The sequence below is a fragment of the Mycolicibacterium komossense genome, assembly GCF_025822605.1.
Taxonomy (GTDB): Bacteria; Actinomycetota; Actinomycetes; order Mycobacteriales; family Mycobacteriaceae; genus Mycobacterium; species Mycobacterium komossense.
On record NZ_JACKTY010000012.1, the window covers coordinates 128,253 to 140,000 of the forward strand.

General features: G+C 66.5%; 10 protein-coding genes. 6 read left to right on the forward strand and 4 right to left on the reverse strand.

Going from position 1 to position 11,748, the window contains the following annotated elements; translation table 11 throughout:
- Window positions 1-167 precede the first annotated feature (167 nt).
- Both H7J73_RS02565 and H7J73_RS02570 read left to right on the forward strand, forming a co-directional pair.
- Window positions 168-1,364 carry a serine hydrolase domain-containing protein gene (locus H7J73_RS02565; RefSeq protein WP_264065990.1) on the forward strand — a complete coding sequence of 399 codons (1,197 nt, stop codon included), beginning with the start codon at window positions 168-170 and terminating at the stop codon, window positions 1,362-1,364.
- A 29-nt stretch (window positions 1,365-1,393) separates the two neighbouring features.
- Window positions 1,394-2,599, forward strand: a complete 1,206-nt coding sequence (locus H7J73_RS02570; RefSeq protein WP_264065670.1) for an MFS transporter — start codon at window positions 1,394-1,396, stop codon at window positions 2,597-2,599.
- Between the two features lie 31 nt (window positions 2,600-2,630).
- Here H7J73_RS02570 and H7J73_RS02575 read toward each other — a convergent pair whose 3' ends face one another.
- Window positions 2,631-3,743 carry a sensor domain-containing diguanylate cyclase gene (locus tag H7J73_RS02575; RefSeq protein ID WP_435405409.1) on the reverse strand — a complete coding sequence of 371 codons (1,113 nt, stop codon included), beginning with the start codon at window positions 3,741-3,743 and terminating at the stop codon, window positions 2,631-2,633.
- 118 nt (window positions 3,744-3,861) lie between these two features.
- The gene (locus H7J73_RS02580) at window positions 3,862-4,425 is read right to left on the reverse strand and encodes a TetR/AcrR family transcriptional regulator (protein WP_264065671.1); all 564 of its coding nucleotides are present in this window, start codon (window positions 4,423-4,425) and stop codon (window positions 3,862-3,864) included.
- 200 nt (window positions 4,426-4,625) lie between these two features.
- Here H7J73_RS02580 and H7J73_RS02585 point away from each other — a divergent pair, with 200 nt between their 5' ends.
- From H7J73_RS02585 to H7J73_RS02600, 4 genes are all read left to right on the forward strand, one after another.
- The gene (locus tag H7J73_RS02585; protein ID WP_264065672.1) at window positions 4,626-5,729 is read left to right on the forward strand and encodes a type III polyketide synthase; all 1,104 of its coding nucleotides are present in this window, start codon (window positions 4,626-4,628) and stop codon (window positions 5,727-5,729) included.
- Window positions 5,730-5,733: 4 nt separating this feature from the next.
- Window positions 5,734-6,243 carry an isoprenylcysteine carboxyl methyltransferase family protein gene (locus H7J73_RS02590; RefSeq protein WP_264065673.1) on the forward strand — a complete coding sequence of 170 codons (510 nt, stop codon included), beginning with the start codon at window positions 5,734-5,736 and terminating at the stop codon, window positions 6,241-6,243.
- Window positions 6,240-7,256: an NAD(P)/FAD-dependent oxidoreductase gene (locus H7J73_RS02595; protein ID WP_264065674.1), complete on the forward strand. Its 1,017-nt coding sequence runs from the start codon at window positions 6,240-6,242 to the stop codon at window positions 7,254-7,256. The genes H7J73_RS02590 and H7J73_RS02595 overlap by 4 nt, the downstream gene beginning before the upstream one ends.
- Before the next feature lie 145 nt (window positions 7,257-7,401).
- Window positions 7,402-8,652, forward strand: a complete 1,251-nt coding sequence (locus H7J73_RS02600; RefSeq protein WP_264065675.1) for a mechanosensitive ion channel family protein — start codon at window positions 7,402-7,404, stop codon at window positions 8,650-8,652.
- Window positions 8,653-8,686: 34 nt separating this feature from the next.
- Here H7J73_RS02600 and H7J73_RS02605 read toward each other — a convergent pair whose 3' ends face one another.
- Both H7J73_RS02605 and H7J73_RS02610 read right to left on the reverse strand, forming a co-directional pair.
- Window positions 8,687-11,020 (reverse strand): AAA family ATPase, encoded by a 2,334-nt coding sequence (locus H7J73_RS02605; RefSeq protein ID WP_264065992.1) that lies wholly within the window; start codon window positions 11,018-11,020, stop codon window positions 8,687-8,689.
- Between the two features lie 2 nt (window positions 11,021-11,022).
- On the reverse strand, window positions 11,023-11,736 hold the full coding sequence (locus H7J73_RS02610) for a TVP38/TMEM64 family protein (RefSeq protein WP_435405416.1): 714 nt from the start codon (window positions 11,734-11,736) through the stop codon (window positions 11,023-11,025).
- Window positions 11,737-11,748: the final 12 nt, after the last annotated feature.

Below are 11,748 nucleotides of genomic sequence, written 5' to 3' on the forward strand. Positions count from 1 at the left end.
TCACCTCACCTCACCTCACTTCGACACGGCCAGCTGCGTGTTCGGCGTGCAAATATCGCGGAGATAACGGCTCGATTCCGTGCCGGGATCAATATGGGATCTCGGAACCGATTCACCGCAAAGCCCGGTCCAATGGACGGGTGTACCGGCAAACACGCGATTCGGGGCTGCGCTGCTCTGACGTGCCGATCGCCGGGTTCTGTGCTCCAGGATTCGAGGCCGTCCGCGATCAATTCGAGCGCAATTTTGCCGACCGCGACGAGCGTGGCGCGGCGGTGGCCGCCTGGGTCGGCGGCGAACTCGTGGTCGACCTCTGGGGCGGCGGACGGGACACCGCCGGCGAGTGGCCGTGGCAGCAGGACACCCTGGCCAGCGTCTTCTCGGGATCCAAGGGTCTGACCACTACGTGCATCCATCTGCTGGCCGAGCGTGGACTGATCGACCTGCACAAGCCGGTCGCCACCTACTGGCCCGAATTCGGCCAGGCCGGCAAGGAGGCCGTTACCGTCGCGATGGTGCTGGCCCACCGTTCCGGCGTCATCGGCCCACGGCGGCGACTGGCGGCCGAGGAGGTGCTGGACTGGGACAGGGTCTGCGCCGATATCGCCGCCGCCGAACCGTGGTGGCCGCCGGGAACGGCACAGGGCTACCACATGGTCACCTTCGGCTTCATCCTCGGTGAGCTGCTGCGTCGCGTCACCGGCAGCACGGTCGGACAGTTCCTGCGTGACAACATCGCCGCGCCGCTGTCTGCTGACGTGTTCATCGGCTTGCCCGCAGACCAACACAGCCGCTGCGCAGACATGATCAACAAACCGCACATCCGCGATGTGCTTGCCGCCGGCGGCGCTCCCGAACATCCGACCTCGCTGGCCGAACACGGAATGGCCGGCCTGGCCGTCGCGATGGGGTTCATCCCCGACGACGAACTGGGCTCGACGGAGATTGCCCGGTGGCGGGCGGCGGAGTTCCCTTCGACCAACGCCCATGTCTCCGCGCTCGGGATGGCGACCTTTTATAACGCGCTGGCGCAGGAAAAACTTCTCAGCCGGGAGCTGATGGATCTATGCCGGCAGTCGCAAGGCGGCCTGGCGACCGACGTCGTGCTGGGGCCACGGGTAGCCGATCACGGCTGGGGACTGGGCTACATGCTCAACCAGCGTTGCGTCGCGGGACCGAACCCGCGGATCTTCGGGCATGGCGGGTCAGGTGGCTCCTACGCCTTCGTCGATCTGGAGCACCGCATCGGTTACGCCTACGTGATGAACAACTTCGACGCCAGCAAGGCCAGCGCCGATCCGCGTAGCGTCGCACTCTCCGATCAGATCTATGCGGCGCTCGACGTCAAGGTCAAGGCGGCCTGAGCCTGACACTTGTCGATGATCCGCACGCCGTGCCCGCACAGCGGTACCGGTGGACGCCTCGCGTCGTCGGGCAGCTCTCCGTGCTGGCGGTTGCCGCATACGTCTACGTCGTCGCCGAGATGGCACCCATCGGAGCCATGCCCGCGATCGCCGCCGACCTGCACGTCGACGAGGCCCATGTCGGATTGCTGACCGCCGCATACGCTTTCGTAAGTATCTTGGTTACCGTGCCGCTGGTCCGATGGACCGCAGGCTGGCCCAAGCGCCGGGTCTTCCTCCTCACTCTGATGTGTTTGACGCTGGCTCAAGCACTCTCGGCGCTCGCACCCGGACTGGGCTGGCTGGCGGCCAGTCGGGTGCTGTGTGCTGTCACCCATGGGCTGATGTGGTCGATCATCGTGCCGATCGGGGCTCGCCTGGTACCGGCAACGCACACCGGCCGGGCGACGACGGCGGTCTACCTCGGTTCGGCGGCCGCGCTGGTGATCGGTAACCCGCTGACCAATGCGATGAGCCAGGCCTGGGGATGGCGGCCGACCGTTGCACTGATGGCGGTGGCGGCAGGTGTCATCACTCTGCTCGCGTGGAACGTATTGCCGGCGCTGCCCGCCACTGCGGCCGAGATGGCGCCCATCGTGCGCAAACCGCCGCCCTACCGCAACGCCCGCCTGCTGATTCTGTGCGGCCTGACACTGATCGGGGTGACGGCCCACTTCGTGTCGTACACGTTCATTGTGCCGATCATCAGGGATATCGTCGGCGCCCGCGGCGCCGAGCAGGCCTGGCTCCTGGCCGGATACGGTATCGCTGGTCTCGCCACCTTGGGCATTCTGGGGCGCGCCCTCGATCAGCGCCTGCGCGCCGCCGCCCTGGGCAGCCTCGTGGTGCTGTGCTTGGCCTTGTGGCTGCTGAGCGTGCTGTCCGTCATCCATACCCGACCCGCTGGAGTGCCGCTCGGCGTAGGCGCGATCGTGCTCTGGGGGGCGTCCGCGGCGGTTCTCCCGCCGATGCTGCAGTCGGCCGCCATCCGGACCGCTCCGGCCGAACCCGAGCAGGCATCGGCCTTGTACGTCACGGCATTCCAGATCGGCATCCTGGCCGGATCCGTGGCCGGCGGACTTCTCTACGAACACATCGGCGTCGTCGCCGTGGTCAGCACGACGGCCGTGCTGTTCGCCGTCACACTGCTCGGTGTCCTCGCGCGCGGGGACGCATTCCTCTCGACGGCGAGTTAGGGGATCGTGTGATCGCGGGTGGGGCTGCTGTTCATGCGACGATCCGCGCCGCCGCCCTGGCCTTCTTCTCGGCATACATCAACCCATCGGCGTGTGCCAGCAGCTCGTCCACCGTCGCGGATTCCGTTGCGGGCGCTTGCATCAGGCCGATACTCGCCGACAGCCGGTAGGACCGGCCGCTGCTGTCGTTGAAAGTGTTGAACGCTTGGACAAGTCGCGCTCGGAGCTGATCCGGATCGGCCGCGTGCTCGGTGATCAGGACACAGAACTCGTCACCGCCGAGCCGGGCGAGAATGTCGGACTGGCGTAGCGTCGCGCGCAACACCTCGGCCACATCGGCGATCAGCGCGTCGCCGACCACGTGCCCCTTTTCGTCGTTGACTCCCTTGAGCCCGTCGACGTCGATAAAGGCGAGCAGGCAACTACGGCCGTCGCGCTGCGCGGCGTAGAGCGCCGGTTCGGCCAGATGGTAAAAGCCGCGCCGATTGTTCAAACCGGTCAGCTCGTCGGTCACCGACAGTTGGCGGATCTCCTCGTTGGCCTTCTGCAGGTCCGCGGTTCGGTCGCGCACTCGCTGTTCCAGTTCGGCGTAGAGCTGGATGTTCTCCATCGCGATCGACGTGGAGTCGGCCAGCGCCTGCAGCAGTGAAATCTCTTGTTCGGTCGGCTGCCGGTGATCGGCCCAGTAGTTGCCGATGGCTCCGACCGGATCCAGCTTGCGGATCGGAACCATCACCAGGCTCTTGACGAAGGTCGGGCGGTAGGCGGCATGGGGAATGCGGTCGTCGGCATAGATATCGGAGACCACGGCCGCCTCCCGGTTGAGCATCACCCAGCCGCTGATGCAGATCTCCATCGGGAACCGGCTGCCCTTCCACAGCGGGGCGATCGCATCCTCGTCGGCGTAGTAACACATACCGTTGTCCCGCAACACGAAAGTGGCACCGTCGCAACCGGTCAGCTCGCGTGCCGCGGTGCGGACGACGCGCTGGACATCGGTCAGGCTGCGCGCCAGGGACAGCTCCTGGACGGCGCGTAACAGCCGTTGCATCCTGTCGACGTAGTCGTGGTCGGCGAACCGCTCGCCGCCGGGCCCCTCGGGGGATGCCGAGACAGACAGCATGGCCGAAAGTGGATCGGTCATCCGCACCCCCCGCTCACAGTCCATGTCGCCGTAGAGGCCGCGCCAGGATATTAACCCCGACGTCATCGGTAGGTGCACGTAATGACGCCGACGCATCCCGCCGGCTTGGGGTGTCGTACTACGACGGGGCCGGCCCGGTCAGCAGTTGTGTCAAGACGGGGCCGGCCCAGCGACTGAGCTCCTCGCGGCTCAGATCGGCCACCGGGGTGTTCGCGAGCACCGTTCTGGTCATCGCCAGTCCGATGACGAAGGCATCGGTCAGCGCGACCCGCTTGAGATGATTGTCCGGAGTCGCCGCACGCAACGACGGCGCCACATGGTTGGCCAGTGTGCGATTCAAGGTGTCGGCCGCGACCTGGCTGGTTCCCGACGCCCGAAGCAGTGCCAGGAAGGACTGGTCGTCTTCCCAGACTGCGAAGTACTGCGGCAACAGCATGCCGGCGATGTCCTCACGCTCGACGTGGGCCATATCGGGCAGGTTGATCCTGAATTCGGTGGCGGTCGCGAACAGGTCTTGCTTGTTGCCGAAATAGCGGCTCACCAGTGCTGCGTCGATGCCGACGTCGGCGGCGATGGCGCGCAGCGTGGTGCGTTCGTACCCGTCGGCGGCGAAGCGCCGGCGTGCCGCGGTCAGGATGTCGGCGCGCGTCTGTGCGGCATGGCGTGGCCTCGGTGTACGCATTCCCAAACTCTATGTCGGCGACTGTTGACTTGGCCTCAACCTGCGGGTATTTTTCTAAGTCATCAACTGATGACAAAAGTCGTCACGCGTTGAAATGAATTCTTCTGAAGGGCGGATCGGCTAGGGGAAGCACGAAATCTCGGGGACGGCAACGACGCCGGTATTGCACGCACTCCAGGAAAGTTGAGGGACTGAGGAAGATGACCGGAGCCATGAATACCAACGCTTTTCGTGACCGCACGGCCGGCAGCGTGATAGCCGGTGTGCAAGGCGCGTTGCCGCCGAACCGCTACATCCAGGACGAAGTGACCGACGCTCTGCTGGCTATTCCCGGCTACGCCGAGTACGCGGACCCGATCCGCAAGCTGCACCGCAGTGCCAAGGTGGACAGCCGCCATATGGTCCTGCCGCTGGCGGACTACGCCGAACTCAACGACTTCGGCACGGCCAACGACATTTTCCTCGAACACGCCGTCGCGCTGGGGTGCGAGGCCGTCCTCGCTGCCCTTGACGAAGCCGGCCTCGAACCCGCCGATGTCGACCTGATCATGTCCACCACCGTCACCGGTCTGGCGGTGCCGACGCTGGACGCGCGGATCGCCGCGCAGATCGGGCTGCGCCCGGATGTGCGCAGGGTCCCGTTGTTCGGGCTGGGCTGCGTCGCAGGGGCCGCCGGAGTCGCCCGGCTCAACGACTATCTGCGCGGTGCCCCAAACGATGTCGCGGTGCTCGTCGCGGTGGAGCTGTGTTCACTGGTACCCAAACGTGATCCGTCGATGGCCACGGTTGTCGGCAGCAGCCTGTTCGGTGACGGGGCTGCGGCGGTCGTCGCCGTCGGCGCCCGCCGCGCCGACGCACTGGGAGTGTCCGGACCCGAGGTCCTCGACTCGCGCAGCCACCTCTACCCGGACTCGCAACGCACCATGGGCTGGGACGTCGACTCCACCGGTTTCCGGTTGGTGCTCTCACCCGATGTTCCCAAGGTCGTCGAACGGTACCTGGGCGATGACGTGACGAGTTTCCTCGGCGGCTACGGCCTCACCGTCGACGATATGGGCGCCTGGGTCAGCCATCCCGGCGGGCCGAAGGTCATCGAGGCGATCACCGCCACCCTGGGGCTGGCCGGCGACGCGCTGGAGCTCACCTGGCGGTCACTGGCCGAGGTCGGCAACCTCTCGTCGGCGTCGGTCCTGCACGTCCTGCGCGACACCATCGCCAAACGTCCGCCGGCGGCGAGCCCCGGCCTGATGATGGCGATGGGCCCCGGCTTCTGCTCGGAGCTCGTACTGCTGCGCTGGCGTTGATCGCATGACCTGGTATGTGCTGTTGATCGCGCTGATAGCCGTTGAGCGAGTCGTGGAAATGGTTGTGGCCGAACGTAATAGCGCGTGGAGCCGAGCCCAGGGCGGTGTCGAGTTCGGGGCTGGACACTACCCGGTGATGGTGGTGCTGCACATCGGTCTGTTGGCCGGCTGTCTGATCGAGCCAATTATGTTGCACCGGAACTTCATTCCTGCTCTGGGCTGGCCGATGCTCGCGATTGTGGTGGCGGCGCAGGCACTGCGGTGGTGGTGTATCACTACGCTGGATCGGCAGTGGAACACCCGGGTGATCATCATTCCCGGGGCATCTCGCGTCGGCGGCGGACCGTATCGCTTCCTGCCGCACCCGAACTACGTCGCCGTGATCGCCGAAGGGTTCGCACTTCCGTTGGTGCACACCGGATGGCTGACCGCGCTGGTGTTCACGGTGCTCAACGCGGCGCTGCTGACCAGGCGGATCAACGTCGAGAACGCGGCGCTGGCGAGCCTGCGGTGATGGACCTGTTGGTCGTCGGCGGAGGACCGGCGGGTCTGGCCACCGCACTGCGCGGCGCCAGGGCGGGTCTGGAGGTGGCGGTCATCGAGCGGCGCACCGGGCTGATCGACAAGGCCTGCGGGGAGGGGCTGATGCCGCACACGCTTCGCCAGCTCGAACACCTCGATGTGCATCCCAAAGGCAAGGAGTTCCGCGGAATCAGCTACACCGACGGTGTCAGGCAGGTCGACGCGCCCTTCACCGCCGGCGTCGGGCGCGGGGTACCGAGGACCGAGTTGCACGGTGCCCTTCTCGATGCGGCCAAGAATGCCGGTGTGCAGATGTTCCACGAGCAGGCAGGCGAGATCAGCCAAGACCCGACATCGGTTCGGGTGCGCCATCTTCGGGCGAGATACCTGGCTGCTGCCGACGGGCTGCATTCGCCGATCCGCCGGTCGTTGGGCCTGGAGCAGCCCAGCCGGGGGCCACGCCGGTGGGGAATACGGCGGCACGTGCAGATGAAGCCGTGGTCGGACTACGTCGAAGTGCACTGGGCGCGCGGAGCCGAGGCATATGTGACCCCGGTCGGCGACGACTGTGTCGGGATCGCATTACTGTCGTCGACGCGGGGCGGCTTCGACAGCCATCTGGCGGAGTTCCCCGCGTTGCGGGAGCGCATCGCGGGTCATGCGCACGGACCCGATCGGGCTGCAGGACCGCTGCGGCAAAAGGTTTCGCACCGATCTGCGGGCCGGGTCCTGCTGGTCGGTGACGCGGCGGGATATGTCGATGCGCTGACCGGCGAGGGACTCGGGCTGGCGTTCGGCGCCGCAGATCTCCTCGTCAACTGCGTGGTCGCGGACCGGCCCGAGGACTACGACCGGCAGTGGCGAAAGATGACCCGACGCTATCGCGGGTTGACCGCGGGTCTGCTGCACGCCAGTGCCTGCGCACCGGTGCGGGCCGGTATCGTCCCGGCCGCACATGCGCTACCCGCGGTGTTCACCAGACTCGCCAACCTGCTGGCTCAGTAGAATCAAACCCAAAAGCCTTGTGAAATAAGTCATATTGCCGGCTCATGTGACTCACCTCGCCACTGCTCCCGCGATGACAGGACACGGTATCGGGGCTACCGTCGATAGGAGTCCATAGACCCCGATCTCCGGAGCTGATCCTCTGATGCCCGAAGACCTTCAATTGGAAAGCGCAACAAACTTCGCGGTCACGGCCGCCTGGGTGGTCGGCGCCGTCGTGTGCGCCTACCTGGTCGGAATGGCATTCTCCTGGTTGCTGTTACGCGTCGGACGGCGCAGCCACATCATCACCGACGTCGCGGTATTTACGCGGATGCCGCTGCGAGCCACGCTGGTAGTGCTCGTCGCGACCGCAGCGGTGCGTCGCACCTCGCATGGAACGGCGAGCTGGCGTGGCTGGTTCGACCACATGCTGGTCATCGCACTGATCGGCGCGATCACCTGGCTGGTTGCCAGCTTCGTGAAGGTCGTCGAGCGCCGGATGATCTCGCGCTTCGGCGGCGGTGACGCCGAGATGACCGACGCTGACCGCCACCAGCGCCGGGCCCGGACGCAGATCACCACGCTGCGCAGGCTGGTGATCGCCGTCGTCGTCGTCCTCGGGGCCGCCGCGGCGCTGATGACATTCCCGTCTTTCGCCAGCATCGGGACGACGTTGTTCGCGTCGGCCGGTGTGTTGTCGGTGGTGGCGGGCCTGGCCGCACAGACGTCGCTGGGGTCGGTGTTCGCCGGTATGCAGATCGCCTTCTCCGACGCCATCCGGGTGGGCGACGTCGTCGTCCTGGAGGAGGAATGGGGCCGCATCGAGGAGATCACCCTGACCTACGTCGTGGTGAAGCTCTGGGACCAGCGCCGGCTGGTGCTCCCGACCACCTACTTCACCGCCAAGCCGTTCCAGAACTGGACCCGCAACGCGACCGAGCTGCTGGGCACCACCGAGCTCGACGTCGACTTCACGGTGCCGTTCGACGACATGCGCGCTCAGCTTGCCCGCATTCTCGATCGCAGCGACTTGTGGGACCGGCGGGTGGGCATCCTCCAGGTGACCGACGCGGTCGGTGGCTTCGTGCGGGTACGCATGCTGGTCAGTGCACCGAATGCCGCTGCACTGTTCGATCTGCGGTGTGAGGTCCGCGAAGGCATCATCGACTGGCTGCAGCGTGAGGCACCAGGTGCGATGCCGCATTTCCGGACCGAGCAGTCGACGTCGCGCAGCCATATCGTGCGCCCGAGCCACCCGACACGGCGTCCCAAGGTCGAGTCCGGGCTCTTCACCGGTAGCGCGAAGGCCGAGGAGCGCGGCAAGGCCTTCGAATCGACACCCGACGACGACCCTGACGAACTGTCGGTCAACGGCCACGATGGCTATGCGGCGACGAACGGACACACGCGCTAGCCGCCGGCACCACATGATGACGCCTCACGGACGACTACTGTCGGTCCAGCCAGGCGAAGAACTCCTCGGCGGTGAACACCGGCTTGCCGTATTCGGCTGCCTTGCGGGCCTTGCCGGATTGCGTCCCGGCTTCGGCGATCACCAGTACCTCGCACCGGGTCTTGGTCACCGTCCGAACCGGGGTCAACCCTGCCGAGGAGGCCAGCGCCTCCATCTCGGCACGCTCGAGAACGGCGCCGTTGGCATCCACAGCTGTTCCGGTGAAACAGATTCGGGCGCCTGGTTCCAGCACAGCGCCGATATCCTCACCACCGGACTCCGGTGGCTCGGGCGCCATATTCACGCCGAGAAGCACCGACGCTTCGGTCAGCCGGGAAACCACCTCGGCGGGCAACCGAGCCCGTGACGCTGCCGTGCGCAGCTGGTCGGCCACCGACTGCCGTGCCGCCAGCTCCCACGCGGACGCGTCAGCCGACCCCGAGGCCGGCGCAACCCCGAGCAGCACCCCACCGATATCGCGGCTCACCCGCAGCAGCGCCGACAGACCCGGAAGGTGATCCGCCGACGGCGTCTGGACAGACGGGTCGCGACTCACCAGCAGACCCGAAACGAGTTCAACCTCTTCGGGTTCCTCGAACGCCGAGGCGCCCTGGTCGGCTGAGGTGAAGGCGGCCAACGCCGACCGCGCTCGCTCCAAAGCTGTCCGCCCAGACACCCGCGCTTCGTGCAGTTCGACGCCCAGCGGCATCTTCGCCACCTGCCCCAGCCGTTTGAGCTCGAAGTCGATCAGCCCCAACGTCTCGTCCACGCCCGTCCCGACCGGCGCGCACCCGGCCAGCATCGGAGCCAGAACCGACCACGCCTCCCTTAAGGTCGGGGCCAGCAGCACATCAGAAACGTTGATACCGTAGGCAGTTCGAGCATCGGCAAGGTCGCGCTGCGGATTGATCAACGTCGACACCGCGGTGCCATCGTCGAACGCCACCGCGAGTTCTACCGGTCGGGGTCGCGACATCCGGCCCTCGTCGCCGACCGTCAGCATGCCGATCGCGCAGAACCGCCGCACCTGCTCGCCGCCGGTGGACCCCCGCAGGAATCGAGCTATCCGCCGGTCGGTCTTCATATCCTTCGGCAGCACCGGCCGTTTGAGCACCAGACCGGCCAGCGAACGACAGCGACTCAGCGCCACATATAACTGCCCGGTGGAGAACATGCCGCCGGTCAGGTCGACGATCGCGCGATCCAGCGTCTGGCCCTGGCTCTTGTGAATCGTGATGGCCCACGCCAGTTTGAACGGTAACTGGAGATATGACCCGACCACCTCACGGCGCAGCGATCCGCTGTCGAGGACCGGTTGCGTCGCCTCCCACTCGAACGGTGTCACCTCCGCGGAGGACCCGTCGGGGAATTCGACCTCGACCACCGCGCCGTAGCGGTCGTAGCCGACGCCGACCACCCGGCCGATCGAACCGTTGACCCAACGACCGTTCTGGTCGTTGTTGAGCATCATGATCTGCGCGCCCACCTTGAAGCGCAGCACGTCGTCGGCGGGCTTGTCGAACAGCGACAGGTCACCGTGTTCCTTGGCGTGATGCTCCATCTCGTCGCCGGGCAGCCGTTCCAGCTGTTGCCGGTTACGCGCCGTCACCAGGCGGTTGGTCGGCGCCAGCGTCAACCAGAACTCGTCGTCCGGGGGAACAAAGGACGCGTCGGCCCGGGTGTTCAGCTGTTCCAGAGCATGGCCGAGCAGCACGCCTTCGCGAATCTCGTTGAGAACGGCTGTCATCCGGTCATCGCCGAGCTGGCGGAACACCGTCGTCAGCGAGACGATGGGGAAGTCGTCCCGGTCGAAGGTGCGGGCGGAGAAGAAGTACGGCGTCTCATAGACCGACGAAAAGTAGTGCTCCTCATGCCCAGTCGTCACCGGCGGCAGCTGATACAGGTCGCCGACCAAGACGATCTGCACACCGCCGAACGGCTCACCCGGTGACGGCCCGAACCGGCGCAGCGCCCCCGCCATCATGTCGAAGATGTCGGCGCGCACCATCGACGCTTCATCGACAATCAGCGTCTGCAGCGACGCCAGCGTCTTGGTGAACCGGCCGGGCCGGTAGTTTCCGTCGGTGATGTCCTGCAGCGTCGTCGTTGCGCGGAACCCGAAGAGTCGGTGGATGGTGTAGCCGTCGACGTTCAGCGCGGCGATGCCCGTCGGCGCGACCACCACCACTGACCGCGAAGTACCGCTCATGAAATGCCGGATCAGGGTCGACTTGCCGGTGCCGGCTTTGCCGGTGAGGAACATGTGCCGGCCGCCCTCGAGCAGAGTCAGGGCGTGGCTGAATTCCTCGGTGCGGACTAGATCGTGCACCGTCACGCCGGGTCCTCCGGTTCCGCATCCCGGCGGCCACGCCAGTGCCGGTAACCACGATGGGCGGCGAAGGCCCCGATGATGGCTGTCACAGACCACACCCCGATCGCCGTATAGGCCAACGGCGCCGACAGGTCCCCGATCGACGCACCGAGCGCCGTGTAGACGAACGCCCGTGGCGCCGAACCGATGAATGAACCGATTGCCATCTGCCACAACGGAACCCCGAAAGCACCGAATGTGTAGGACGCCAGCGCGTCGGAGATGCCGGGAATGAAGCGCTGGCCGACCACGGCCCACAGGCCACGCCGCTCGATCTGCGCGTCGATCCGGTCGGCCCGGTCCGCACCCAACAAGGCCCGTGCACTGTCCCGGCCGGCGCGCCTGCCCACCAGGCTGGCGATGGTCGCCGTGCCGATCGCCGAGCCCAGCGTCACGAAGGTGCCGAGCACGGGACCGAACAGCACGCCGCTGCCCGCGGCCAGGATCGGGCCGGGGACGAACAGCGCACCCAGTACCGCCGAGAACGCCACATAGGTCACTGGTGCCAGCGGGCCCGTCGCCGCGACGGTGTTCCGCACGTCATCGACATCGATGACGCGCGTCACCGCAACGAGATAGAACAACCCGAGCAGGAACGCGACGAACAACGCCAGCCGCACAATGTGGCGCCGTCGGCTGATGGCGGGGGAGCCGTCGCTGATGTCAGCGGCGATCGGGTCTGCCCT